Source organism: Enterobacter sp. JMULE2, assembly GCF_013337145.1.
Lineage (GTDB): Bacteria > Pseudomonadota > Gammaproteobacteria > Enterobacterales > Enterobacteriaceae > Enterobacter > Enterobacter mori.
The window spans coordinates 1,217,513-1,241,734 of record NZ_SGWD01000010.1; the positions used below are offsets into that span (position 1 = coordinate 1,217,513).

Below are 24,222 nucleotides of genomic sequence, written 5' to 3' on the forward strand. Positions count from 1 at the left end.
CTTATTTGTTCTATTCGCAGAATATTCTGTTATCAGACTATTTAACACTGTGATTCCAGAGCAATAAATATATCAACACATTTCAAAATCAACCACTTACTGATGTGTTAATTTATATCCATCTGTTTGGGATTCTGTACTATATTAAAATTTGTAATGTATGGTAAATACGGGAGGATTAAGAGTTTTCTTAATCCAGAGACAAGGGTATGCTTATTTATATCGAACACAGGATGTGAATATTCGGTCAATTTCCGTCAATGCAGAATTGCTTTCTGCCATGTGATTTTATCTACCTGCCGGGTCAGGTTTAGCTGCGGACATCACGTCCCACAGTCAATAAGGATATGAGTATGACTACCCAAACGATGATGCAAAAACTGAATGCCCAAATGAACCTGGAGTTCTACGCCTCCAATTTGCACCTGCATTTGAGCGCGTGGTGCTCCGAAAACAGTCTTAATGGTTCAGCCACGTTCTTTCGTACTCAGGCGCAAAGTAACGTCACGCATATGATGCGCGTCTTTAACTTTCTGAAAGCTGTAGGGGCGAACCCTACCGTAAAAGCCCTGGACACGATCGACGATAACTACTCTTCGCTGGAAGAATTGTTTCAGAAAACGCTTGAAGAGTATGAACAGCGCTGCAGCACACTCAGCAAGCTGGCCGATGAAGCCAAAGCGCAGCACGACAGTGTTACCCTGAAATTCCTGCGCGATATGGACAAAGAGCAGCAGCAGGACGGTACGCTGCTCAAAACGCTTGCGGACGAACTCCGCAACGCGAAGCATGCCGGTTTATGCCCGGAGCAGACTGACCGTCATCTGCTGGACATTGTCACCGTTCAGCGTCACTGAGCGCGACTGACCTGCTCCTGACCGGGGCAGGTTCCTCCCACAACCTCCTGCTTTGTCTGAGATTTAACAAATCAGATCTTGCTCCCAATGAATAACCCTACATCGTGTAATGATTTATTTAATTACATAATGTTTGACGAGGGAGCATCATGATCACCATTGAGTTTATTGTTGTTATTGCCTGTCTGCTGGTCGGGACCCGCTTCGGCGGGATGGGACTGGGGCTAATAAGCGGTATTGGCCTGTTTATTCTGAGCTTCATTTTTGGGCTTCAACCCGGCAAACCCCCGGTTGACGTGATGCTGACCATTCTCGCAGTGATTGGCTGTGCTGCCACCCTGCAGACTGCCGGTGGTTTGAACGTGATGATGCAGTTCGCCGAGCGTCTGTTGCGCAAACATCCGCAGCACATCACGCTCCTCGCCCCCTTCACCACCTGGATGCTGACCTTTCTGTGCGGCACGGGCCACGTCGTGTACACCATGTTCCCCATCATTGCCGATATTGCGCTGAAAAAAGGGATCCGCCCGGAACGCCCCATGGCGGTAGCCTCCGTGGCTTCGCAAATGGCCATCACCGCCTCGCCTGTATCGGTCGCTGTTGTGTCGCTGGTGTCGATTCTCGGCGCGCAGCACGGGATTGGTCACGCGTGGGGGATCCTGGAGATCCTCGCCGTATCCGTTCCTGCCTCGCTGTTTGGGGTGGCGATTGCGGCCCTGTGGAGTTTACGTCGCGGCAAAGAGTTAGCGGATGACGTAGAGTTTCAGGAAAAGCTGAAAGATCCGAAACAGCGGGAATTTATCTATGGCGGCACGGAAACGCTCATGAATCAGCGCTTCCCGAAACAGGCCTACTGGTCCACCTGGATCTTCTTCACCGGGATTGCCATCGTGGTTCTGCTCGGTGCCCTGCCTGAATTGCGCCCTGCTTTTGAGGTAAAAGGCAAAATGGCGGCGCTTTCGATGAACCTGGTCATTCAGATGATGATGCTGATTGCCGGTGCTGTCATGCTAATGGCCTGCAAGGTGAATGCCTCTGCCATCTCGAACGGTGCGGTGTTTAAAGCGGGAATGGTTGCGATCTTCTCGGTGTTTGGCGTGGCGTGGATGAGCGATACCTTTTTCCAGGCGCATCTGGATGAACTGAAAATGGCGCTGGAAGGGGTCGTGAAAAGCCACCCATGGACCTATGCCATTGTACTGTTTCTGGTTTCTAAACTGGTGAACAGCCAGGCGGCGGCGTTAACTGCGGTTGCCCCGATGGGGTTAATGCTGGGCATCGATCCGAAAATGCTGATCGCCTTCTTCCCGGCCTCCTACGGCTACTTTGTCTTACCGACCTACCCCAGCGATCTGGCCTGCATCGGCTTTGACCGTTCAGGCACCACCCGCATCGGCAAATTTATCATCAACCACAGCTTCATCCTGCCGGGGCTGATCGGCGTGAGCTGCGCCTGTGCGGCGAGCTACCTGCTGGTCCAGACCTTCTTCTGACAGTATCTCGGGCGACTGACAGGGTCGCCCGTTTCACGGCTTAGTGAGACTCGCCCTGCGGGGTGAATCGCAGCTCAATCAGTGCGATGGCTTTCTGAATAGCGCGAAGCGTAACCGGATCGGCTGCCGCCGGATGGCTGGTAAAATCGATGTTTTTCAGCTGGGTCGACATTTTTTCACGCACTTCGACAGGCGCGATAACGTCAATCACATCAAGGATTTGCTTAATAACCAGCTGACAGGCAACGACGTCAGAGACCAGTTCCTGATCGGCGCTCAGGTTTTGTGACATGGGGTTTCTCCTTAGTTAAAGGCCGCCATAGTAGCAAACCGCGCGCCCTTTCATCTCTTTCTCGTCACCCGCAGGCATAAAAAAACCTGCCGAAGCAGGTTTTTTATCAGAACATCGCACCCGGTGGGACGTCTTTGAAAGTCGTGCAGTAGTTAGCCCACATGCTTTTCAGGATTTTGCGCAGTTTCATTATGTTGCTCCAGTAACGTGTTATGCAGGTGTTATTGTCAATGCGCTTATAATATGACCACCATCACAAAAATCAATCATTTTGTGACGAACATCACACCAACAAATCCACCAGTGCTACAACAATGTTACGAAAAAAGCCGCAGAATCCACAGGTTACGCCCATATAAATTCCAGTAAATTTTTATAAAAAATTTTGATACGCCAGGAAAATTATGGGTGCAATCACACGCTGTTAGCCAACAATCCCCCGCACGAAGGCTTCGATCTCTTTATCCTGGCAGTTTTCAAAGAAACACTGTTGGAAGCGTTGACCGGATACGGCGGTTTTCACCAGTTCAGGATCGATGGCGCGCAGGGTATCGAGGTAATTTTCTTTTACCACCGCCGCTTTCACCTGATTCAGGATCCCCGCGTTACGCACCTGAGGCTCTTTACGCTCTGGCGGATACCCCTCGCCGTTACGGCCCGTGAAGGCTTTCTCAAAGATGAAGCGCACGTTCAATTCAGCGCCCCAGCCAAAGCCTTTGGCAAATGGCAGGGACAGCGCGTTACCGTTGTTGATCTGCGCAAACAGGAAGGCGTCAGCAGGATCGATGCAATAGCCGCAAATCACGCCCGGATGGATATTCAGCGACATCAGCGCCCCCTGGCCGGTACCGCAGCCGGTCACGACAAAGTCCACGGCTCTGGAATTCAGCAGAATGCTCGCCATAATGCCCAGATGGATATAGGTAAGATGGTGGTCGTTCTCGTCGCTCATCCCGACGTTATACACCGGGAAGCCTTTTTCATCGGCAACGGCTTTTAGCTCATTAAGGATGATGGGATTTTTAGCTGCCTGGCTGTTTTCCATCATCAGCGCAATTTTCATCGTGTCTCTCCTGAATGTGTGGCGGACAAGCCCGCTGTGGATACCTTATCCCCTTAACCTTACTATCAAACAAATACTCTTTCAAATTAAGTGAAAATGCGTTTTAAAAAACGCAATTACGCTCACAGTTTCGTGACCTGATGCTGTTCGTTGCGAAGAGAAAGGGTTGATCCTCGGGCTATTCGAGGCATTGACTGGAACGGTGGACGCTAAAATAGCGTATTTCCCTCTTCACGCAGAGTGAACCATGAAAAGAGTAATCATCGCCGGAACGATCCTGCTTCTCGCGGGATGCAACGTTAATCGTCAGGCGGAGGTCAGTCACCTTGACGCCCCCAACGGGGTTGTCCGCCTCGACTACGGCCAGGCCATGCTGCAAAACGCCCATTCCGATGCGTATGTGAATAACGGCACCGCAGTGAAAGCCTGTCAGGGGATGGGATATGCCACCGCCTCCGCCTATGGTCAGCCTGTCAAAACCTGTACCCTGATTAGCGGATCGCTTTGCCTGAACGAGAGCGTGACCATTCAGTATAAATGCATGGGTTACGCCGTGAATCCTAACGTCACGAATCCATGGTATTAATGTCGCCTGCCAGCAGCGCTGGCAGTTTTTTTAATTAAGAACACAAACAATTCTCATTAATAAATATAAAACGTGCCAATGCGTGTTATTCCCATTCGTATTTTTAAATAAACAAAAATTTATTTTACGTTTTGCAAATAATTAAATAACAAATTATAGTGTCGCTCATTGTGAACCAGAAATAATAAACCGGAGCGCCACCATGCTGAAAACTGAAATGATCGACAAGCTCAATGCTCAAATGAACCTTGAGCTTTATTCATCCCTTCTTTACCAGCAGATGAGCGCCTGGTGCAGCTATCACAGCTTTGAAGGTGCCGCCGCGTTTCTGCGTCGTCACGCACAGGAAGAGATGACGCACATGCAGCGTCTCTTTGATTATCTTACGGATACGGGCAGCCTGCCGCGCATTGATACGGTTGCCTCTCCGGTTGCTGAATACGGTTCTCTTGATGAACTGTTCCGCGCCACTTATGAGCACGAACAGCTGATCACCCAGAAAATTAATGAACTGGTTCACGCTGCAATGACCAGCCAGGATTATCCGACCTTTAATTTCCTGCAATGGTACGTTGCTGAGCAACACGAAGAAGAAAAACTGTTTAAATCCGTGCTGGATAAATTGTCTCTGGCCGGTAAATCAGGTGAAGGTCTTTACTTTATTGATAAAGAACTGGCGACCCTCGACACGCAGAATTAATTACCACACGGTGCTGAACCCTCAGCACCGTTTTAAAGCCCCTCGACTTATTACCTCTCCCCTTAGCCTCACCGTTCAACAGATGCTTGCCCCTCGCCAAAGCGTAAACTTAAAATTACACGGGTTGTAACGGTGATTTGACGAGTTCACGCTTTTCCCTTACTCTGCGCCGCAGATTAGGTCGCGATTAAGAATCGTTGTAGAGGAAAGCGTGAAAAACAGAGCTCTGGGAAGTATTTTCATCGTCGCAGGAACGACGATTGGCGCAGGAATGCTGGCCATGCCGTTGGCGGCCGCAGGCGTCGGATTTGGCGTAACGTTATTGCTTCTCGCCACACTCTGGGCGTTGATGTGTTACACCGCTCTGCTGTTACTGGAGGTTTATCAGCACGTCCCTGCAGACACGGGTTTAGGTTCGTTGGCTGCACGCTACCTGGGACGTTATGGCCAGTGGGTTACAGGCTTTAGCATGATGTTCCTGATGTACGCCCTGACGGCTGCCTACATTAGCGGAGCCGGAGAGCTGATCGCGTCCAGCGTCAATGACGGGTTTGGTACACACATTACGCCCGGCACAGGCGCGGTCTTCTTCGCGCTCATCGGCGGCGGCGTGGTGTGTATTGGCACATCGCTTGTCGATCTGTTTAACCGCTTTCTGTTCAGCGCCAAGATTATTTTCCTGGTTGTGATGCTGGTTCTGCTTGCGCCGCACGTTCACAAGATTAACTTGCTGACGCTGCCGCTGGAAAAAGGGCTGGCGCTTTCCGCGATCCCGGTGATTTTCACCTCGTTCGGTTTTCACGGCAGCGTGCCGAGTATCGTCAGCTATATGAATGGCGATACCCGCAAGCTGCGCCGCATTTTTATCATCGGCAGCGCGATTCCGCTGATCGCCTACATCTTCTGGCAGCTGGTCACGCTGGGCAGCATTGACTCCACAACCTTTATCGGTTTAATGGCTGCGCATTCCGGCCTGAATGGTTTCCTTATGGCGCTGCGTGAGGTGGTGACCTCTCCACACGTCGAGCTCGCGGTACATTTGTTCGCTGACCTGGCGCTGGCGACGTCGTTTTTGGGCGTGGCGCTCGGCCTGTTTGATTATCTGGCCGATCTGTTCCAGCGCCGCAATACCGTTGCCGGACGCTTGCAAACGGGTGCAATTACCTTCCTGCCGCCACTGGCCTTTGCGCTGTTTTACCCGCGTGGCTTTGTGATGGCGCTGGGCTATGCGGGTGTGGCGTTATCCGTCCTCGCGCTGCTGTTGCCTTCCCTGCTGGCATGGAAGAGCCGTCAGCAGCATCCTCAGCAAGGTTATCGCGTGGCGGGGGGTAAACCGCTGCTGTGCATCGTGTTTGCCTGTGGCGTGGTGATTATTCTGGTGCAATTCCTCATAGCAGCGGGAATGCTGCCGAAAGTGGGGTAATAAAAAAGGGGCGACGATTAGCCCCTTTCTTTATTAATGCAAACAACAACTCTTGAACTTCTTCCCGCTGCCGCACGGGCAAGGATCGTTACGCCCGACCTTCGTGCCGTTAATAATCGGTTTTTGTGTTTCCTGCTGCTGCGGGTTAGCAACCCAGTAGTTGTATAAACGCAGCGCCGCGGGCTGGATGCTCTCGACGCTGGCGGTATACTCTTCTTCGGTCAGTTCATCCAGCTTTTCGCTGCCCTCTTCCGTCCCGTGCAGAGCAATCACATCCAGATCGGCTTTCAGTTCGTCAGGCAGTGACGACCAGTCGGTCAGCGCCACGCCGCGCATGTAGCCATAGCACCACTCTTCAACCACGGTGTAGCTTTGTCCATCAACGTCGTTAAAACCAAACATGGGCTCGAACTGATCAGGATACTCGCTCAGGCGCTCAGCAATGTCGTTCATATGCTTAAAGCAGAGATCGATAAAACGGTTCATTTCACGATCGTTTTTCCAGCGCGGAATGTACTTCTCGCCGCCCCAGACCGCTACCAGCCAGGCATCGGGTTCAACCACCCTTGGGCCGGAAAGCACTGCGGTAAGCATGCCGTCCAGTTCGGATACGTCAATCACGGACGCATCGTCATGACCGTAAGACATTAACGTCTCTTCCAGCCACTCCATTTCGCTTTCATTTAATGGGCCTTCAGTCATTGCTGACACTCCTGATAAAAAAGGAAACGATCCTAACACATATCGTACGCCTTTCCTGGCTGAAGTTGAGGTCTTTATTGCTGCAAAAACGTGCAAATCGTGACCCTTGCACAACTTATGGGCTTTGTTGTTAACGAGATGTGATCTCCGCTGTAATTTCAGTGCGTCCCGCAAGGCAGCGTAAATCGGCGCTCTATACTCAACTATGTCGCAACCCGGTCAATGGGTTAACCATTCTGGCAACGATTTTGCTTAATGTTCTGCGCGCAAACTGCGCATGGAAACCTCGCCGTATTAAGCAGGATGTGGCCTGGATTTTGTTCGTTTAGTGCATGTTGTTCTCGATCTTATTTATAGATTGGCTGCGCCGTAGGGCGTTTGGGTTGACGCCGTGGTGCAAAAACCTCTTTGCTAAGGAACACAATAATGTCGCTGAAATTTATCAGAAGTCCCCTTTCTCTTGTGTTAGCCGGTTGTCTGGTGACGGCATTTTCCGCCCAGGCCGATATTGTGATTGGCGTGGCCGGGCCGTTTACAGGCCCAAATGCCACCTATGGCGATCAGTACTGGCATGGCGCAACGCAGGCCGCAGAAGACATTAACGCCGCGGGAGGGATCAACGGTGAGAAAATTAAGCTGGTTCAGGGAGATGATGCCTGCGAGCCTAAACAGGCTGTTGCCGTCGCTAACCGTTTAGTCGACCAGGACAAAGTCAATGCGGTTGTCGGCCATTTCTGCTCCTCTTCCACCATGCCCGCCTCCGAGGTGTATAGCGATGCGGGCATTATTGCCATCACCCCCGGTTCGACTAACCCACTCATTACCGAGCGCGGCATGAGCGATATGTTCCGCATGTGCGGCCGGGACGATCAGCAGGGGCAAGTCGCCAGCGACTTCATCATCGATAAGCTGAAGGCCAAACGCGTGGTGATCATTCACGATAAAGACACCTACGGTCAGGGGTTAGCGGACGCCACCAAAGCGGCGCTTGCCAAACGCGGCGTGAAGGATGTGATGTATGAAGGCTTATCACGTGGGGAAAAAGACTTTAACGCGCTGGTAACGAAAATTGGCGCGCAAAAACCGGACGTGGTGTTCTTCGGGGGCTGCCACCCTGAAGCGGGTCCGCTGGTGCGCCAGATGCGTGAACAGGGCGTACAGGCGAAATTCTTCTCAGGGGACTGTATCGTCAATGAAGAGATGGTCACCGCCGCGGGTGGCCCGCAGTACACCAACGGTATCTACATGACCTTTGGTAAAGATCCGCGACTGATCCCGGACGGTAAAGCGGTGATTGAGAAATTCCGCGCCGGTAAATTCGAACCAGAAGGGTACACCCTTTACTCCTATGCCTCCATCCAGGCCATTGCCGCCGCCTTCAAAGCCACCGGAGGCAAAGACTCCGCCAAAGCCAGCGAGTGGCTGAAAGCGAACGCCGTCGACACGGTGATGGGCAAAAAAGCCTGGGACAGCAAGGGCGATCTGAAAGTGTCTGACTACGTGGTTTATCAGTGGGACGACAAGGGAAAATATAAGGAAGTGCAGTAACGGGACGGAGTCACGCTCAACGTCGGCAGGTTCGCCTGCCGACGCGGAATACACATCGGGCTGCACGCGTCGTGCGGCCTATAAAAAGAGCGCGCGATGATGAGTACATTCTTCCTGCAACAGTTAATCAACGGATTAACGCTGGGCTCCGTCTACGGCTTAATCGCCATCGGCTACACCATGGTGTACGGCATCATTGGCATGATCAACTTCGCCCATGGCGAAGTGTATATGATCTCGGCCTATCTCTGCGCCATCGGGCTGGCCCTGCTGTCATTCTTCGGTCTTGAGTCGTTTCCCCTGCTGATTTTGGGCACGCTGGCGTTCACCATCGTGGTGACGGGCGTGTATGGCTGGACTATTGAGCGCATCGCCTATAAACCCCTGCGAAACTCCACCCGACTGGCACCGCTGATCTCTGCCATCGGGATGTCGCTGATTTTGCAAAACTACGCCCAGCTGAGCCAGGGCCCCCGCCAGCAAGGCGTGCCAACCATGCTGGACGGCGTACTTCGCGTGCATCTGGGAGAAGGTTTCGTCCAGATCACCTACACCAAAATCTTTATTCTGATCGCCTCGTTCGCGGGCATGCTGCTGCTCACCTGGATAATCAGCCATACCCGGCTGGGGCGGATGTGTCGTGCGGTGCAGCAGGATCGCAAAATGGCCTCCATTCTGGGGATCAATACCGACAGGATCATTTCGCTGGTCTTTGTGATCGGCGCGGCGATGGCCGGGCTGGCGGGCGTATTGATTACCATGAACTATGGCACCTTTGATTTCTACGTGGGCTTTGTCATCGGCATAAAAGCCTTTACGGCGGCGGTGCTGGGCGGCATCGGCTCTCTGCCGGGCGCCATGCTCGGCGGGTTGATTCTGGGAGTGGCGGAAGCGCAATTCTCCGGGATGGTGAACTCGGATTATAAAGACGTGTTCTCGTTTGGGCTGCTGGTATTGATCCTGATTTTCCGTCCTCAGGGCCTGCTGGGCCGCCCTGTCGTGGCGAAGGTGTGAGGGTGAAGACGATGACATCTGCCGGTTTCTCCCTTAAACGCTGCATTCTGGATGCCGTATTTTCCGGGCTGGTTGCTTTGATTATCTTTGGCCCTATCGCTGGCGTGGTTCTCGACGGTTACAGCTTTAACTTTGCCGGACAACGGCTGGCGTGGATTATTGCCATCGTCATGCTGGGCCGCTTTTTGCTGAGCATCTTCCTGCAGACCGCCCCCGGTGCGCGTTTCCAGGCGAGGTTTGAAGCGGACAGCGCGGGGGTGTATGTCCGCCCTCCCGGATATAAAAGCCGCATGCGTTGGATTATTCCGCTGGTTATTACGCTTGCGATCTGCTTTCCGTTTGTGGCGACCAAATACGTGCTGACCGTTGCCATTCTGGGGCTGATCTATGTTCTGCTCGGCCTCGGGCTGAATATTGTGGTTGGCCTTGCGGGGCTGTTGGATCTGGGGTATGTCGCCTTTTACGCGATTGGCGCATATGGCCTCGCGCTGGGGTATCAGTATCTGGGGTTAGGGTTCTGGAGCATGCTGCCGCTGGCAGCGCTGATGGCCGCCGCCGCCGGTGCGCTGCTTGGCTTCCCGGTGCTTCGCATGCATGGGGATTATCTGGCAATCGTGACGCTCGGGTTTGGCGAGATTATCCGCCTGGTGCTCAATAACTGGCTGACCTTCACTGGCGGCCCAAATGGCGTTTCAGCCCCTGCCCCCACCTTTTTTGGTCTGGAGTTTGGCCGACGCGCCAAAGAAGGCGGCGTGCCCTTCCACGAGTTTTTCCATCTGACCTATAACCCAAACATGAAGTTTATCTTTATTTACGCCGTGCTGTTTTTGGTGGTGCTGATGGTGCTCTACATCAAGCACCGCCTGACGCGAATGCCGATTGGTCGGGCGTGGGAGGCATTACGAGAAGATGAAATTGCCTGCCGCTCAATGGGTCTTAATCACGTGCTGGTGAAGCTTTCTGCTTTTACGCTAGGCGCGTCAACGGCCGGGATTGCAGGGGTTTTCTTCGCCACCTATCAGGGGTTCGTTAATCCCACCTCCTTTACCTTTTTTGAATCCGCACTGATTCTGGCCATCGTGGTGCTGGGCGGGATGGGTTCAACGCTGGGCGTTGTGCTGGCCGCCTTTGTCCTGACCGTCACGCCGGAACTGCTGCGCAGCTTTGCCGAGTATCGCGTGCTGCTGTTTGGCGTGCTGATGGTGGTCATGATGATCTGGCGTCCGCGCGGTTTGATCCGCATTAACCGCAGCGGCTATGCCGTGCGTAAGGGGGTCGCGCCATGAACGGAACCATATTACGCGTTGAGCACCTGATGATGCACTTTGGCGGGATTAAAGCGTTAAATGACGTCAACCTTGATGTACAACGCGGGTCGATTACCGCCCTCATCGGGCCTAACGGCGCGGGGAAAACAACCGTGTTTAACTGTCTGACGGGCTTCTACAGGGCGTCCGGCGGAAATATCTTATTCAACACCCGCAGTAATACCACCAATGTGATTCAGGTTCTCGGTCAAAAATTCCAGCCCGGTGACTGGATTAACCCAGCCCGGTTAGGGTCGCGTCTTTTCTACAAAATGTTCGGTGGAACACACCTGGTAAACCGCGCGGGGCTTGCGCGCACGTTCCAGAATATCCGCCTGTTTCGCGAGATGTCGGTCGTCGAAAACCTGCTGGTTGCACAGCATATGCGTGTAAATCGCAATCTCCTCGCCGGTGTGCTCAACACCCCCGCCTATCGTCGGGCGGAAAGTGATGCCCTCGATCGTGCATTTTACTGGCTGGAAGTGGTGGACCTGGTGGACTGCGCCAACCGCCTCGCGGGGGAAATGTCTTACGGTCAACAGCGACGCCTCGAAATCGCCCGGGCAATGTGTACTGGTCCGGAGATGATCTGCCTAGATGAACCTGCCGCAGGCCTGAACCCGGTGGAAACGCACAAGCTCAGCAGCATTATCCGTTTTCTGCGCGACCACCACGACATCACGGTATTACTGATTGAGCATGATATGGGGATGGTGATGGAGATTTCGGACGACATTATCGTGCTCGACCACGGAGACGTCATTGCGCGGGGGAAACCAGAGCAGATCCAGCACGATGAGAAAGTGATTGCCGCCTACCTGGGCACCGACGAGAGCGAGGTTAACCTGTGAGCGAAATGATGCTGGAATTTCGGGAGGTGGACGTTTTCTACGGCGTGATCCAGGCACTGAAACAGGTTTCCCTTGAGGTTAACAAAGGCGAAACCGTGGCGTTGATTGGCGCTAACGGTGCAGGAAAATCGACATTATTGATGTCTATCTTTGGTCAACCCCGGGTCCGTGGTGGGCAGATCCTGTTTTGCGGAGAAGATATCAGCCATAAATCCACCCACTACGTCGCGTCCGGCGGTATCGCCCAGGCGCCCGAAGGACGGCGTATCTTCCCGGATATGACGGTGGAAGAGAACCTGCTGATGGGCACCATCCCGATTGGAAACCAGTTTGCATCTGAAGATATGCAAAGCATGTTCGACCTTTTCCCCCGCCTCAAGGAGCGGCGTAAACAGCGTGCGATGACCATGTCCGGCGGAGAACAGCAGATGCTGGCGATTGCGCGGGCCTTAATGAGCCGCCCTAAGCTGCTGCTGCTGGATGAACCCAGCCTGGGCCTGGCGCCTATCGTGGTGAAACAGATTTTCCAGACGCTGCGCGAGCTGGCACGCAACGGGATGACCATTTTTCTGGTTGAGCAGAATGCGCACCACGCGCTGAAGCTGTCCGATCGCGGGTATGTGATGGTAAACGGGCAGATCCGGCTGAGCGGCAGCGGCGAGGAGCTGCTGGGGAATCAGGACGTGAGAAAGGCGTATCTGGGTGGGGTTTGAGCGTAAATTGCAGGTACAAAAAAACCACCTTTCGGTGGTTTCACGACACTGCTTATTGCTTTGATTATTCTTTGCTTTCCCATGGTAGCCGGAGTGGGACTTGAACCCACACAGCGCGAACGCCGAGGGATTTTAAATCCCTTGTGTCTACCGATTCCACCATCCGGCCAGGGAAGAAAGTGGAGGCGCGTTCCGGAGTCGAACCGGACTAGACGGATTTGCAATCCGCTACATAACCGCTTTGCTAACGCGCCGTAAAACTTTTCAAACTGACACCCGCTATTGCGCATGTCTTTAATCTGGAGCGGGAAACGAGACTCGAACTCGCGACCCCGACCTTGGCAAGGTCGTGCTCTACCAACTGAGCTATTCCCGCATGTCATCAAGTTGTTTCTAACCACTTGATTTCATTATCGTCCGGCTAGCTGTGCCGCCGTTCGATGCGTTGCATTCTACTGATATGTCGTTTTGAGTCAACGTTATTTTTTGCATCCCCGGATCGTTTGCTGAAAATTACGTCGAAACGATCACTGTTCAAGCAAATCTCCGCGCGCCGCGTTCAAATACTGCAGCATTGACCACAGCGTCAGTACCGCTGCAACCCACAGCAGACCAATCCCCGCCCACTCAACCCAGGCGTTCGGACGCCACAGCATCCAGACCAGCGCCGCCATCTGCGCCGTTGTTTTGACCTTACCAATCCAGGATACCGCCACGCTGCTGCGTTTACCCAACTCCGCCATCCACTCGCGCAGCGCAGAGATGATGATCTCACGACCAATCATGGTTGCCGCGGGCAGCGTGACCCACCAGGTGTGGTAATGTTCAGCCACCAGCACCATCGCGATCGCCACCATGACTTTATCAGCCACCGGGTCGAGGAACGCGCCAAAGCGAGTGCTTTGATTCCAGCGGCGCGCCAGATAACCGTCGAACCAGTCGGTTACCGCAGCGACCAGGAAAATCAGTGCGCAGGCAAAAGGCGCCCAGACGACCGGCAGGTAAAACGCCAGTACAAAGAACGGGATAAGCACGACGCGAAAAAGAGTGAGCAACGTAGGGATATTAAATCGCATAATGACGGTAACTGTCTGTTGTCAGTAAAATTTAGCTCTATGTTGCTACAGAGCCCTCAATGTTTCAACGAGTAGTAGATCTTTTCTGCCAGCCCTTGCGAAATACCCGGCACTTTTGCAATTTCCTCCATGCTGGCATTGAGTAATCCTTGCAATCCGCCCATATACTTCAGCAGCATTTGACGACGTTTTGGTCCAACGCCTTCGATGGTCTCCAGCGTGCTGGTGTTTTTGACCTTCGCCCGTTTTTTACGGTGGCCGCTGATCGCGTGATCGTGAGATTCATCGCGGATATGCTGGATCACATGCAGCGCGGGCGAATCCGGCGGCAGGCTAAAGCCCTCACCTTCCGGCTCAAAGAAAAGCGTTTCCAGACCCGCTTTACGATCCGCCCCTTTCGCCACGCCCAACAGCAGCGGATGGTTTTTATCCCACTCGACGTCGAGTGATTCAAACACCGCCTTCGCCTGCCCGAGCTGCCCTTTTCCGCCGTCGATAAGGATCACGTCCGGGATCTTGCTCTCTTCGATGGCTTTACCATAGCGTCGACGCAGAACCTGGTTCATCGCGGCATAGTCATCCCCCGGCGTGATCCCGGTGATGTTATAGCGGCGATACTCCGCCCGCAGCGGACCGTTGGCATCAAACACCACGCAGGAGGCCACGGTCTGCTCACCCATCGTATGGCTGATATCAAAACACTCCATACGTTTCACTTCCGGCAGCTTCAGAAGCGTAGCAAGCGCGGTTAAACGCTGGCTAACCGTCGACTGCTGGGACAGTTTCGTCGTCAGCGCCGTCGCCGCGTTGGTGCGCGCCAGCTTCAAATAGCGTGCACGGTCCCCGCGCGGTTTCGTCTGGACATTCACCCGACGCCCGGCCAGTTCAGAGAGGGAATCCGCCAGCAGGGTTTTATCATCGAGATTGAAATCAAGCAGGATCTCGGAGGGTAACGTGCGCATCTGGCTACCCTGAAGATAGAACTGTCCAACAAATGTCTCGACCACTTCACCCAGCTCCGTGCCGCCCGGTACTTTCGGGAAGTAGCTGCGGCTGCCGAGCACTTTACCCTGGCGAATGAACAGAACGTGAACGCAGGCCAGTCCGTTGTCAAAGGCCACACCAATCACGTCCAGATCGTCACCGGTATTGGAGACAAACTGCTTTTCGGTAACGCGGCGTACGGCCTGAATTTGGTCACGAATGCGCGCAGCCTCTTCAAACTCCAGCGCTGCGCTGGCTTTCTCCATTCGCGCGATAAGCTGGGTGAGAACCTGATCGTCTTTCCCCGCGAGGAACAGGCGAACATAGTCCACCTGCTGGGCATACTCTTCTTCGCTGACCAGACCCGCTACGCACGGCCCCAGACAGCGACCAATCTGGTACTGCAGGCACGGACGCGAGCGGTTACGGTAAACGCTGTTTTCACACTGGCGGATCGGGAAGATTTTTTGCAGCAGCGCCAGCGTTTCTCGCACGGCATAACCGTTCGGGAACGGGCCGAAATATTCACCCTTCGCATGCTTCGCGCCCCTGTGCATCGCCAGACGCGGATGGGTATCCCCGCTCAGGAAAATAAAGGGATAGGATTTATCATCGCGCAGCAACACGTTGTAGCGGGGCTGATACAGTTTGATGTAGTTATGTTCAAGCAGCAGCGCTTCCGTCTCGGTGTGCGTGACGGTGACATCAATATTCTGAATGAGTGCGACCAGCGCTTCGGTTTTGCGGGAGGCAAGATTGCTGCGGAAATAGCTGGAAAGGCGTTTTTTGAGATCTTTCGCCTTACCCACATAGATAACCGTACCGCCAGCGTCATACATGCGATACACGCCTGGCTGGCTGGTGACGGTTTTTAGAAATGCTTTTGAATCGAACGCTTCATTCACTGACTTATTAACGACTCCGCATTACACAGACCATGACGAATGGCCAGGTGAGTCAGCTCGACATCACCGTGAATGTTCAGTTTACTGAACATCCGATAGCGGTAGCTGTTCACCGTTTTCGGGCTGAGATTCAGCTGTTCAGAGATCTCATTCACTTTCTGACCTTTGGTGATCATCAGCATAATCTGCAACTCGCGCTCAGACAAACTGGCAAACGGCGATTCCGTTTTTTCAGGTTCAATCTGGCTCAATGCCATCTGTTGTGCAATGTCTGAGGCGATGTAGCGCTGCCCGGCAAACACGGAGCGAATCGCATTCACAACTTCCTGTGGTGCGGCGCCTTTACTCAGATACCCGGCGGCCCCCGCCTGCATAACTTTCGCGGGCAGCGGGTTTTCGGTATGTACGGTCAGCATGATGACTTTGGTATCAACAAAGGTACGGGCGATTTTACGTGTTGCTTCAAGCCCACCAATGCCGGGCATGTTCATATCCATCAACACCACGTCGGCCGAGTTTGTGCGACACCATTTCACGGCATCTTCACCACAGCAGGCCTCACCGGCAACTTTAATACCCTTTATATCTTCAAGAATGCGTCGTATCCCTGCGCGCACCAGTTCGTGGTCATCAACAAGAAGGACGTTGATCAAAGGAAATGTCTCCAGAATAGGGATAACGCTACTGACTACTTATTGCGTTTATATTAACGGTTTTCCTCGCAAGATTAAAACGTTAAAAAACGTGCTATACGATTACGCTCTCGTTTTTGGAAATTAGCCTGTACAGCAAGTGGAAAGAAAACCCATGCGGCATGGGCTTTTGCGTCTATTTTTAAGCATCTGTATTCAAAAAGTTACAAAAAACAGGCACGCTACATCGGCTTAAAAACAGTTCTAAACTTTTTGTAACAACAATTAACGGCAAACGAACCGGCGATGACAATAAATGGTGAATATCGCAGAGGAGACATTACCTGTGGGTATTGTTTACGTAAATAAACAAAATGCGGAAAAGTACGAAAAACAACCACTGCTTTTTTTGTCACGGCTTGTGGTATACTCCGCGGCCTTGACTTTCATCGTCGCGCTCGAGCGCTGTTTTATATTGAGGAAAATAAATGAGCTCACCTGATTTCGCCACTGCGGAAAATAACCAAGAACTGGCACAGGAAGTAAACTGTCTGAAAGCGCTGCTGACGCTCATGTTACAGGCAATGGGTCAGGCTGATGCGGGCCGTGTGATCCTTAAGATGGAAAAACAAATCGCGCAGATGGAAGACCAGGCTGAATCAGCCGTATTCGCCAACACCGTTAAGCAGATTAAACAAGCTTACCGTCAGTAAAAAAAACGGCTGGATGCGGTGCATTCAGCCGTTATCTCGTCTGTCACGCAGAACGTGTTGTCTCTTCAGATCAGTCCCGTCGCCGCCGCATAACAGGCAATCTGCGTCTTGTTTGGCGCATTAAATTTCTTCTGCATATTCTTTTGATGGAAATTAACCGTATTCTCAGATATAGAGAGAATAATCGCTATTTCTGCAGACGTCTTTCCTTCCGCAGTCCACTTCAGAATTTCCCGCTCACGCTTGCTGAATTTCATTTCAGGCGGCATGACCATCTCATGTTCAAAACGCAGCAGAGACGTTAAGGCCATTTGAACCAGCATTTGCAGGCGCAACTCTATTTCTTCGCCGCTTAACTTATCCGCCTGTGCGCTAGTACGCGATACAGACAGGAAACCGAGCGCGTGATTAGGCAGCATCAAACACTGTGTAATTCCCGTACGCAAACCGTGGTCCCGCGCGCCGTCCCAGAGTGCCTGAGCATCAGCGAATAATTCATCCGTCCAGGGTAAATGCCCCTGAATGAAATTCTCTGGTTTCAGCACCGGATCGATGGCGAAAAAATTCTCTGACTTATATTGCGCCATCCATTCCTGCGGATAACTGGTTTGGACCGAAATCCGGGGGCGCGTAAAGGGGACAGGATGACGAACGCAAAGTGAGAAATAATCAAATTCGAGTGCCTGCGTTTGTCGCTGAAGTTCTTGATATACCTCGTCGGCACAGGACATTTCCTGAAACCGGAGGAAGCAATCCCGTCGCCAGTTGAAAAAGTCTGAATCCCTCATACTTACCGAATGAAGCCTCTGATAAAGATAATCATTATTATGGTGAATATAACCTATCACATAAATCTTATTTATTTATACAAAATATCGTCCAATGCTCCTGAATTTTTAGATTTAATACGGTTAATCCGAACATGCGTGGAATAAAAGAACTACGAACATGCGTTTACAGGCGAATAATTTGCCCCAGACGAAAAATCTGGAGCAAATTACGGCAAAAATGCTACTGCATGAGGAATTTTTCGAGGAACTGGCGGGTACGGGGCTGTTGCGGGTTCGCAAACAAGCTTTTCGCTGGCCCTTGCTCAACAATGCGGCCCTGATCCATAAAAATAGCCCGGTCTGCAACATCACGCGCAAAGCTCATTTCGTGAGTCACAATCACCATTGTCCTTTTTTCCTGCGCCAGTTGGCGAATGGTGTTAAGCACCTCCCCTACCAGCTCGGGATCGAGCGCGGAGGTGGGCTCATCGAACAGGATCACATCCGGACGCATCGCCAGCGCGCGCGCAATGGCCACACGCTGCTGCTGTCCACCCGAAAGACGGCGCGGGTAGCTGGTTTCCTTACCTGCCAGCCCAACCTTCGCCAACAGCTCCCGTGCGCGGGTGGTGGCCTCTTCTTTTGGCTCCCCCTTCACGATGACCGGCCCTTCAATAATATTTTCCAGCACCGTACGGTGCGGGAAAAGGTTGAAGTTCTGGAAAACAAAACCGACATGCTGACGTAGACGGCGAATTAAGCCTTTCTGCTGGCTAATGGATTTCCCGGTATCAATCGTAATATCCCCTACGCGGATCGTTCCGCCCTCAGGCTGTTCAAGGAGATTAATACTGCGCAGCAGCGTGGTTTTCCCCGAGCCACTCGGCCCGATGATCGCCACCACTTCGCCCTGCTCCACTTCCAGATCGATACCGTGGAGCACGGTTTGTCCGTGGAATTTTTTCACCAGGTTTTTAACGTCGATTGCACTCATTTCGGATCACGCTCCTGGCGGTTAAGCTGGTTTTCAAAATAGTTCTGCAGGGCGGAAAGCACCGTCGCCATCACCCAGTAAATCAGCGAGGCCGCCAGATACATCGTGAACACTTCCAGCGTCCGCGAGGTGATCAGCTGCGCCTGACGGAACAGCTCCGGCACCTGAATGGTGGCCGCCAGCGACGTATCTTTTACCAGGCTGATAAAGCTGTTGCTCAACGGCGGTAACGCTACGCGCGCGGCCTGGGGCAATATCGCCCGACGCAGGGTTTGCCACGGCGTCATCCCGATACTGGCTGCCGCTTCCCACTGCCCTTTATCAATGGAGGAGATGGCCGCACGCAGGGTTTCGGAGGTGTAGGCAGCGGTATTTAACGACAGACCGATCATCGCCGCCGGGATGGGGTCAAGCTCAATACCGAACTGCGGCAAACCGTAGTAAATCATAAAGAGCTGGGCGATAAGAGGCGTGCCGCGGAATACAGAGATGTAAAAACGCGCCAGCCAGCGTACCGGCAAGACGGACGACATGCGCATTAACGCCAGCACAAACCCAAGCACCAGGCCGAAGAACATCCCTCCGATACTGAGCTGAAGCGTAAACACCGCCCCCTTAAGCAGGAACGGCAGTGAATCAATAACCAGCTGAATACTTTCGTGCATTATTATTTTTCGACCTGATTTTTAGACATGAGGATGATAGGCAAACAGCGCAGGCGCCCCGCCAGTGTGAACAAACAAAATCGGTCCTTCATCCTTAAAGCGCTTCTGTGCAATGCCGTCTATCAGCCCCGCCATCGCCTTACCGGTATAGACCGGATCGAGCAGAATGCCTTCTAGGCGTGCCAGCAATTTCACCGCTTCCATCCCCTCTTCATTTGGCGTGCCGTAGCCCGGCGCAAAATAGTCATCCCAGAGCAGAATGTCAGCCCTGGCTTTCAGCTCCAGTTGTTCTGCCACCGCCTGCTGTAAAGTAACCACTTTCGGCTTCTGATCCGCAACGCCGCGGGAGACCGTCACGCCAATCAGCTCGACATCCGGCAGCAGTTGCTCCAGCCCCACCGCCAGCCCGGCATGGGTTCCGGCGCTACCGGAGGCGACAACAACAGAAGAGAGATTCACCGCGCCCTCGCATTGCTGAGCAATTTCCAGCGCGCTTTCTACATAGCCCAATGCGCCCAGCGCGTTCGACCCGCCGACAGGAATAACGTATGGACGAAAACCCTGCGCTTCCAGACGCGTGGCCAGTTCGTCGAGCTGCGCGGACGGGTCGGTCAGGGCGTCGACCATCTCGACCTGCACGTTAAACAGATCCAGCAGGAGACGGTTACCGTTAGTGAGATAGTTTTCTGCGTGCGTTCCGATCGGGTTTTCCAGCAGCGCAACGCAGTGTAGGCCAAGTTTTGCCGCCACCGCCGCCGTCTGGCGCACGTGGTTAGACTGAATCGCCCCTGCGGTGATCAGCGTGTCCGCCCCTTCGCGCAGCGCGTCTGCCGCCAGAAACTCCAGCTTGCGCAGCTTATTGCCGCCCATCGCCATCGGCGTCACGTCATCGCGCTTGATGAAAATGTCGCGCCCTAAATAATCAGAAAATCGGGGTAAATACTCCAGCGGCGTGGGCGCGCCGATAAACTCAAGGCGGGGAAAGCGCGTTAAATTCTGCAGTGACATGGTTCCTCCGGTAACGCTAATTCATATGATATTTTTCATTATGCACGCAGACGCGTAAGAAATAAAAAAGGCGCTTTTAAAAGCGCCTTTTTTTATGGGTCAAAGACTTATTTGGTGACGTCAGCGCCGAACCATTTCTCAGAAAGCGCTTTCAGGCTACCGTCTTTCTGCATGTCAGCAATCGCGGAATCGATCGCTTTCACCAGGTCTTCGTTACCTTTACGGATGGCGATACCGGCTTCCTGACGAGAGAACGCATCACCCGCAACGGCCAGGGTATTGTTGGTTTTCTTCACCAGATCCAGCGCGGCCAGGCGGTCAACCAGAATGGCGTCGATACGGCCCACGCGCAGATCCTGGTATTTGGTCGGGTCATCATCATAGGTGCGAATATCCACACCCTGCACGTTCTGGCGCAGCCACTCTTCGTAGTTGGTACCCAGACCGACGCCGACTTTCTTCCCTTTCAGGTCCGCAGCCGTTTTAATCCCGCCTTCGTTACCTTTCTTCACCAGCGCCTGAATACCGGACACGGTGTACGGCGTGGAGAAGTCATACTTCTTCTTACGCTCGTCAGAAATGGTCACCTGGTTGATCACCACATCAATACGTTTTGAATCCAGCGACGCCAGCATACCGTCCCATTTGGTCGGTTTCAGGGACGCTTTCACGCCAAGGTGTTTCGCCAGTTCTTCCGCAAATTCCACTTCGAAACCGGTCAATTTACCGTCGTCGCCCTGGTAGCTGAACGGAGGATAGGTTCCTTCCAGCCCCACCAGCAGCGTGCCACGCTCTTTTACTTTATTCAGCAGGTTTTCCGCGGCGAACGTTTTCACGCTCATGCCCGCAACCAGCGCAACGGCCATAACACCCATCAGCGCCTGACGACCCAGAAGTGCAAATTTCATAAATACCCCGATATAGTGGAATTTTTACGTAGTGTAGAGAAATCGCCTGCAACGTCAAAGGCGACTGCGCTACATCTTATTCTTTTTTAATATATATCAGAAGTTGTTCCGGCGAGGGCTTTCTGCTTCACGACACCCGGCATCTGTACCTTGTATTGTGCATACTTGCGCAGCGCAATCCGGTAGTTGTTGGTGCTGGTCGCAGGCAGCCACGGCTCCAGATTTTCATCCAGATAACCGGTCTTCAGCAGATCGCGAGAAATATTGTTGACGGTCAGATGTTGCCCAAGGCGACGCAGGCGAACCACATATTCGCGAACGGTGCCGTGGCTCATCTCCGTTTGTTCAAACAGGAATTGCTTGAAGCCGATAATATCGAAGAAGTCGCTTTGCTCTTTGCAGTGGAGATCGCCACAGAAACGGCAAAGCGCCACCCACTCTTTTTGCTCTTCGAGCCAGGCGGCCTCATCCATCAACGTGTCGAGGCGGGATATCGCGATTTTGTTCACGATTTCGCCACGACGAACCAGCGTGATACGGTCGAGTAATTTATTACAGTGGGCGCAATGCGTCTGGCTGTGTTTAAAGTCTTTCAGGTAGCGGCTTAAAGGCCGTCTTTTAGATTGCTGCACCGTCATGATAACTCCTGGTTGTCAATACGTTGTGCGGCATTTCCCAGGTGAATCAATCACCTATAACTTACCCAGTTTCGTGCGTAAGCGCTTGATGGCCTGGCTGTGCAGCTGGCTAACCCGAGACTCCCCCACCTCCAGTACCGCGCCAATCTCCTTGAGATTGAGCTCTTCCTGGTAATAGAGGGTCAACACCAGCTGTTCGCGCTCTGGTAAAGCTTCAATCGCTTCCATCACGCGCTGGCGTAAATTCCCTTCCATTAAATGGTGTAACGGGTTTTCTTGCTGATGCTCATCCGTCACCAGCTCGATGCTATCGCCATGCTCTTCGCGCCACTCATCGTAAGAGAAGAGTTGGCTATTATTGGTATCGAGCAACATCTGACGATATTCTTCAACAGCGATCCCAAGACGCTCAGCCACTTCGGTTTCCGTCGCGTTGCGTCCCAGTTCCTGTTCCAGCTGCCCCATCGCATGCGCCACTTCGCGCGCGTTGCGGCGAACACTGCGCGGCACCCAGTCTCGGCTGCGCAGCTCGTCCAGCATCGCCCCACGAATACGCTGAACTGCGTAAGTCGTAAATGCCGTTCCTTGCAGAGCGTCGTATCGGTCAACTGCATTCAATAACCCGATACCGCCCGCCTGTAGCAGATCGTCCAGTTCCACGCTCGCCGGCAAACGCACCTGGAGGCGCAATGCTTCGTGACGCACCAGCGGAACATAACGCTGCCACAGCGAGTGTTTATCCATTACACCATCAGCGGTATAGAGTGAATTCACGATAAACAGCCCTGCGTTAATTGAGTTATCGGCATGATTATCCGATTCTGCAGGGGTTTCAATTGGGTGAATAGTGGGTGAAATGAGGGGTTATTTGGGGGGTTATGCAAATAGCGCTAAATAAAAACCCCGCCGAAGCGGGGTTTAAGCATTATCAGGCGATTAGCCCTGCAGCAGAGACAGAACCTGCTGAGGAACCTGGTTAGCTTTGGACAGCACGGAGTTACCGGCCTGCTGGATGATCTGCGCTTTAGACATATTTGACACTTCGGTCGCATAGTCGGCGTCCTGAATACGGGACTGCGCTTCAGACAGGTTGGTGGTGGTGTTGTTCAGGTTGGTTACAGCAGAGCTCAGACGGTTCTGTACCGCACCCAGTGAAGAACGGAATTTATCAACAGACGCGATAGCTTTGTCCAGCAGAGCCAGTGGATCTGCTGAAGAGGTGCCAGTGTAAATGTTGGCATTCGCTTTATCAGCAATATCGCCAATTGCAGAAGCAACGTTTTGAGTACCTGTAGCATCACCGGAGTTAACCAGCGCACCAGCAGCTGCTTTGAAATTCTGGCCCTGAACAGTGACATAACCAACTGGGGCACCTGCTGCGTCAGCGCCAACTTTAACGTACTTACCAGTCATGGAACCAGTAGTTACGCCATTCGCCGTATCGGTATAACCGATATCGGTGGTGTTCAGCGTTACAACGCCAGTTCCGTCTTCTACGGATACTGAATAGTTGTCAGAACCAGAAGATACAACATAAGTAGGAGTTGCAGCACCAGCTGAAGTCTGAACGTTGTGCAGAGTCAGCGTGCTTGCGTCTACACCCAGAGCAGTGGCAACAGAGCTCAGGTTAACATCTTTCAGTGCACCGCTCGCGCCAACCTGAGTGATAGAATCGCTCAGTTTCAGTGCGTTGTTAGAAACGGAGAAGCCGCTCAGACCCAGAGTAGAAGAGTCAATTTTCTGCAGGTCGATGGAGATAGTCTGGCCGTCGTTCGCACCAACCTGAATCGCCATAGAACCGTTTTTAGCCAGTACGTTCACGCCGTTGAACTGAGTCTGACCGGATACGCGGTCGATTTCAGACAGACGGGATTTAATTTCGTCCTGGATTGAAGACAGGTCAGAATCAGAGTTAGTACCGGTCGTTGCCTGAACGGTCAGTTCACGAACACGCTGCAGGTTATTGTTGATTTCAGACAGCGCGCCTTCAGTGGTCTGTGCCAGAGAGATACCGTCGTTAGCGTTACGTGCAGCCTGAGTCAGACCTTTGATGTTAGACGTGAAGCGGTTAGCGATAGCCTGGCCCGCAGCATCATCTTTAGCGCTGTTGATACGCAGACCGGAAGACAGACGCTCAATAGAAGAAGACAGAGCAGACTGGTTCTTGTTGATGTTGTTCTGAGTGATCAGCGAGAGGCTGTTGGTATTAATGACTTGTGCCATGATTTCGATTCCTGTTGTTCATCAAATCTGTTTGGTTAGATTTGGGTTTCCACCCTTCGGCTTCATCGCCGTCAAAGGTGTTATCGTCTGGTCCAAAACAACCTTTAGATTTTTTTTCAGGATCTCGATAATTTTTTTAGCCACGGAAATACTCTTC

26 protein-coding genes and 3 tRNA genes are annotated in these 24,222 nt (G+C 52.8%); 11 read left to right on the plus strand and 18 right to left on the minus strand.

The genetic code is table 11. The features are described 5' to 3' along the window. Positions 1–353 precede the first annotated feature (353 nt). Positions 354–857, plus strand: coding sequence for a non-heme ferritin-like protein (locus EXW94_RS06600; protein ID WP_174339754.1), 504 nt, complete (start codon positions 354–356; stop codon positions 855–857). Positions 858–1,006: 149 nt separating this feature from the next. After that, positions 1,007–2,350 (plus strand): anaerobic C4-dicarboxylate transporter, encoded by a 1,344-nt coding sequence (locus tag EXW94_RS06605; RefSeq protein WP_126816292.1) that lies wholly within the window; start codon positions 1,007–1,009, stop codon positions 2,348–2,350. A gap of 40 nt (positions 2,351–2,390) precedes the next feature. On the opposite strand, the gene EXW94_RS06610 is transcribed toward EXW94_RS06605, so the two are convergent. The 3 genes from EXW94_RS06610 to EXW94_RS06620 form a co-directional block, all read right to left on the minus strand. Continuing rightward, complete coding sequence (locus EXW94_RS06610; RefSeq protein WP_006176098.1) at positions 2,391–2,642, minus strand: DUF2766 family protein; 252 nt, start codon at positions 2,640–2,642, stop codon at positions 2,391–2,393. 106 nt (positions 2,643–2,748) lie between these two features. Next, a complete protein-coding gene (gene azuC / locus EXW94_RS06615; protein ID WP_003859682.1) occupies positions 2,749–2,832 on the minus strand; it encodes a stress response protein AzuC in 84 nt (27 codons plus the stop codon). A gap of 234 nt (positions 2,833–3,066) precedes the next feature. Beyond that, positions 3,067–3,705 carry an RpiB/LacA/LacB family sugar-phosphate isomerase gene (locus tag EXW94_RS06620; protein ID WP_089598429.1) on the minus strand — a complete coding sequence of 213 codons (639 nt, stop codon included), beginning with the start codon at positions 3,703–3,705 and terminating at the stop codon, positions 3,067–3,069. A 247-nt stretch (positions 3,706–3,952) separates the two neighbouring features. Between EXW94_RS06620 and yecR the strand changes: the two genes are divergently transcribed. From yecR to tyrP, 3 genes are all read left to right on the plus strand, one after another. Next, positions 3,953–4,291: a YecR family lipoprotein gene (gene yecR / locus EXW94_RS06625; protein ID WP_010432455.1), complete on the plus strand. Its 339-nt coding sequence runs from the start codon at positions 3,953–3,955 to the stop codon at positions 4,289–4,291. Between the two features lie 202 nt (positions 4,292–4,493). Next, entirely contained in the window at positions 4,494–4,991 is a 498-nt protein-coding gene (gene ftnA, locus EXW94_RS06630; protein ID WP_010432452.1) for a non-heme ferritin, read from the plus strand. 211 nt (positions 4,992–5,202) lie between these two features. Further along, positions 5,203–6,414: a tyrosine transporter TyrP gene (tyrP, locus tag EXW94_RS06635; protein ID WP_174339755.1), complete on the plus strand. Its 1,212-nt coding sequence runs from the start codon at positions 5,203–5,205 to the stop codon at positions 6,412–6,414. Between the two features lie 33 nt (positions 6,415–6,447). On the opposite strand, the gene EXW94_RS06640 is transcribed toward tyrP, so the two are convergent. After that, positions 6,448–7,116, minus strand: a complete 669-nt coding sequence (locus tag EXW94_RS06640; RefSeq protein WP_174339756.1) for a YecA family protein — start codon at positions 7,114–7,116, stop codon at positions 6,448–6,450. Positions 7,117–7,542: 426 nt separating this feature from the next. Here EXW94_RS06640 and EXW94_RS06645 point away from each other — a divergent pair, with 426 nt between their 5' ends. From EXW94_RS06645 to EXW94_RS06665, 5 genes are all read left to right on the plus strand, one after another. Continuing rightward, a complete protein-coding gene (locus EXW94_RS06645; protein ID WP_089598424.1) occupies positions 7,543–8,664 on the plus strand; it encodes a branched-chain amino acid ABC transporter substrate-binding protein in 1,122 nt (373 codons plus the stop codon). A gap of 99 nt (positions 8,665–8,763) precedes the next feature. Further along, positions 8,764–9,678: a branched-chain amino acid ABC transporter permease LivH gene (locus tag EXW94_RS06650; protein WP_089598431.1), complete on the plus strand. Its 915-nt coding sequence runs from the start codon at positions 8,764–8,766 to the stop codon at positions 9,676–9,678. 11 nt (positions 9,679–9,689) lie between these two features. Further along, positions 9,690–10,964, plus strand: a complete 1,275-nt coding sequence (gene livM / locus EXW94_RS06655; RefSeq protein ID WP_126816352.1) for a high-affinity branched-chain amino acid ABC transporter permease LivM — start codon at positions 9,690–9,692, stop codon at positions 10,962–10,964. Next, positions 10,961–11,836 (plus strand): ATP-binding cassette domain-containing protein, encoded by an 876-nt coding sequence (locus tag EXW94_RS06660; RefSeq protein ID WP_120157972.1) that lies wholly within the window; start codon positions 10,961–10,963, stop codon positions 11,834–11,836. The genes livM and EXW94_RS06660 overlap by 4 nt, the downstream gene beginning before the upstream one ends. After that, the gene (locus EXW94_RS06665) at positions 11,833–12,549 is read left to right on the plus strand and encodes an ABC transporter ATP-binding protein (RefSeq protein WP_174339757.1); all 717 of its coding nucleotides are present in this window, start codon (positions 11,833–11,835) and stop codon (positions 12,547–12,549) included. The genes EXW94_RS06660 and EXW94_RS06665 overlap by 4 nt, the downstream gene beginning before the upstream one ends. Before the next feature lie 82 nt (positions 12,550–12,631). Here EXW94_RS06665 and EXW94_RS06670 read toward each other — a convergent pair. The 6 genes from EXW94_RS06670 to uvrY form a co-directional block, all read right to left on the minus strand. After that, positions 12,632–12,718: transfer RNA gene (locus tag EXW94_RS06670), tRNA-Leu, on the minus strand. An 11-nt stretch (positions 12,719–12,729) separates the two neighbouring features. Then, a tRNA-Cys gene (locus EXW94_RS06675) sits at positions 12,730–12,803 on the minus strand. Between the two features lie 46 nt (positions 12,804–12,849). Continuing rightward, a tRNA-Gly gene (locus EXW94_RS06680) sits at positions 12,850–12,925 on the minus strand. A 151-nt stretch (positions 12,926–13,076) separates the two neighbouring features. Then, the gene (gene pgsA, locus EXW94_RS06685; protein WP_006176115.1) at positions 13,077–13,625 is read right to left on the minus strand and encodes a CDP-diacylglycerol--glycerol-3-phosphate 3-phosphatidyltransferase; all 549 of its coding nucleotides are present in this window, start codon (positions 13,623–13,625) and stop codon (positions 13,077–13,079) included. 56 nt (positions 13,626–13,681) lie between these two features. Further along, on the minus strand, positions 13,682–15,514 hold the full coding sequence (uvrC, locus tag EXW94_RS06690; RefSeq protein ID WP_010432427.1) for an excinuclease ABC subunit UvrC: 1,833 nt from the start codon (positions 15,512–15,514) through the stop codon (positions 13,682–13,684). Further along, positions 15,511–16,167, minus strand: a complete 657-nt coding sequence (gene uvrY, locus EXW94_RS06695; RefSeq protein ID WP_042714108.1) for a UvrY/SirA/GacA family response regulator transcription factor — start codon at positions 16,165–16,167, stop codon at positions 15,511–15,513. The genes uvrC and uvrY overlap by 4 nt, the downstream gene beginning before the upstream one ends. A 467-nt stretch (positions 16,168–16,634) precedes the next feature. Between uvrY and EXW94_RS06700 the strand changes: the two genes are divergently transcribed. Further along, on the plus strand, positions 16,635–16,859 hold the full coding sequence (locus EXW94_RS06700) for a DUF2594 family protein (RefSeq protein WP_010432421.1): 225 nt from the start codon (positions 16,635–16,637) through the stop codon (positions 16,857–16,859). Between the two features lie 65 nt (positions 16,860–16,924). Here EXW94_RS06700 and sdiA read toward each other — a convergent pair whose 3' ends face one another. From sdiA to EXW94_RS06740, 8 genes are all read right to left on the minus strand, one after another. After that, positions 16,925–17,647: a transcriptional regulator SdiA gene (gene sdiA, locus EXW94_RS06705; protein WP_010432419.1), complete on the minus strand. Its 723-nt coding sequence runs from the start codon at positions 17,645–17,647 to the stop codon at positions 16,925–16,927. Positions 17,648–17,870: 223 nt separating this feature from the next. Continuing rightward, positions 17,871–18,623, minus strand: a complete 753-nt coding sequence (tcyN, locus tag EXW94_RS06710) for an L-cystine ABC transporter ATP-binding protein TcyN (protein WP_010432417.1) — start codon at positions 18,621–18,623, stop codon at positions 17,871–17,873. Beyond that, positions 18,620–19,288 carry a cystine ABC transporter permease gene (gene tcyL / locus EXW94_RS06715; RefSeq protein WP_042714105.1) on the minus strand — a complete coding sequence of 223 codons (669 nt, stop codon included), beginning with the start codon at positions 19,286–19,288 and terminating at the stop codon, positions 18,620–18,622. The genes tcyN and tcyL overlap by 4 nt, the downstream gene beginning before the upstream one ends. Before the next feature lie 21 nt (positions 19,289–19,309). Next, positions 19,310–20,296, minus strand: a complete 987-nt coding sequence (gene dcyD / locus EXW94_RS06720) for a D-cysteine desulfhydrase (protein ID WP_174339758.1) — start codon at positions 20,294–20,296, stop codon at positions 19,310–19,312. 107 nt (positions 20,297–20,403) lie between these two features. Beyond that, positions 20,404–21,204 carry a cystine ABC transporter substrate-binding protein gene (tcyJ, locus tag EXW94_RS06725; RefSeq protein ID WP_010432408.1) on the minus strand — a complete coding sequence of 267 codons (801 nt, stop codon included), beginning with the start codon at positions 21,202–21,204 and terminating at the stop codon, positions 20,404–20,406. Positions 21,205–21,290: 86 nt separating this feature from the next. After that, a complete protein-coding gene (fliZ, locus tag EXW94_RS06730; RefSeq protein WP_042714100.1) occupies positions 21,291–21,842 on the minus strand; it encodes a flagella biosynthesis regulatory protein FliZ in 552 nt (183 codons plus the stop codon). Positions 21,843–21,896: 54 nt separating this feature from the next. Beyond that, positions 21,897–22,616 (minus strand): RNA polymerase sigma factor FliA, encoded by a 720-nt coding sequence (locus EXW94_RS06735; protein ID WP_042714098.1) that lies wholly within the window; start codon positions 22,614–22,616, stop codon positions 21,897–21,899. A 162-nt stretch (positions 22,617–22,778) separates the two neighbouring features. Continuing rightward, positions 22,779–24,065: a FliC/FljB family flagellin gene (locus tag EXW94_RS06740; protein ID WP_148399933.1), complete on the minus strand. Its 1,287-nt coding sequence runs from the start codon at positions 24,063–24,065 to the stop codon at positions 22,779–22,781. Positions 24,066–24,222 lie beyond the last annotated feature (157 nt).

Coding starts and splice junctions, on each gene's coding strand:
- EXW94_RS06600 (WP_174339754.1), top strand. CDS start 354: ATGACTACCCAAACGATGATGCAAAAACTGAATGCCCAAATGAACCTG.
- EXW94_RS06605 (WP_126816292.1), top strand. CDS start 1,007: ATGATCACCATTGAGTTTATTGTTGTTATTGCCTGTCTGCTGGTCGGG.
- EXW94_RS06610 (WP_006176098.1), bottom strand. CDS start 2,642: ATGTCACAAAACCTGAGCGCCGATCAGGAACTGGTCTCTGACGTCGTT.
- azuC (WP_003859682.1), bottom strand. CDS start 2,832: ATGAAACTGCGCAAAATCCTGAAAAGCATGTGGGCTAACTACTGCACG.
- EXW94_RS06620 (WP_089598429.1), bottom strand. CDS start 3,705: ATGAAAATTGCGCTGATGATGGAAAACAGCCAGGCAGCTAAAAATCCC.
- yecR (WP_010432455.1), top strand. CDS start 3,953: ATGAAAAGAGTAATCATCGCCGGAACGATCCTGCTTCTCGCGGGATGC.
- ftnA (WP_010432452.1), top strand. CDS start 4,494: ATGCTGAAAACTGAAATGATCGACAAGCTCAATGCTCAAATGAACCTT.
- EXW94_RS06640 (WP_174339756.1), bottom strand. CDS start 7,116: ATGACTGAAGGCCCATTAAATGAAAGCGAAATGGAGTGGCTGGAAGAG.
- EXW94_RS06645 (WP_089598424.1), top strand. CDS start 7,543: ATGTCGCTGAAATTTATCAGAAGTCCCCTTTCTCTTGTGTTAGCCGGT.
- EXW94_RS06650 (WP_089598431.1), top strand. CDS start 8,764: ATGAGTACATTCTTCCTGCAACAGTTAATCAACGGATTAACGCTGGGC.
- livM (WP_126816352.1), top strand. CDS start 9,690: ATGACATCTGCCGGTTTCTCCCTTAAACGCTGCATTCTGGATGCCGTA.
- EXW94_RS06660 (WP_120157972.1), top strand. CDS start 10,961: ATGAACGGAACCATATTACGCGTTGAGCACCTGATGATGCACTTTGGC.
- pgsA (WP_006176115.1), bottom strand. CDS start 13,625: ATGCGATTTAATATCCCTACGTTGCTCACTCTTTTTCGCGTCGTGCTT.
- EXW94_RS06700 (WP_010432421.1), top strand. CDS start 16,635: ATGAGCTCACCTGATTTCGCCACTGCGGAAAATAACCAAGAACTGGCA.
- sdiA (WP_010432419.1), bottom strand. CDS start 17,647: ATGAGGGATTCAGACTTTTTCAACTGGCGACGGGATTGCTTCCTCCGG.
- tcyN (WP_010432417.1), bottom strand. CDS start 18,623: ATGAGTGCAATCGACGTTAAAAACCTGGTGAAAAAATTCCACGGACAA.
- tcyL (WP_042714105.1), bottom strand. CDS start 19,288: ATGCACGAAAGTATTCAGCTGGTTATTGATTCACTGCCGTTCCTGCTT.
- dcyD (WP_174339758.1), bottom strand. CDS start 20,296: ATGTCACTGCAGAATTTAACGCGCTTTCCCCGCCTTGAGTTTATCGGC.
- tcyJ (WP_010432408.1), bottom strand. CDS start 21,204: ATGAAATTTGCACTTCTGGGTCGTCAGGCGCTGATGGGTGTTATGGCC.
- fliZ (WP_042714100.1), bottom strand. CDS start 21,842: ATGACGGTGCAGCAATCTAAAAGACGGCCTTTAAGCCGCTACCTGAAA.
- EXW94_RS06740 (WP_148399933.1), bottom strand. CDS start 24,065: ATGGCACAAGTCATTAATACCAACAGCCTCTCGCTGATCACTCAGAAC.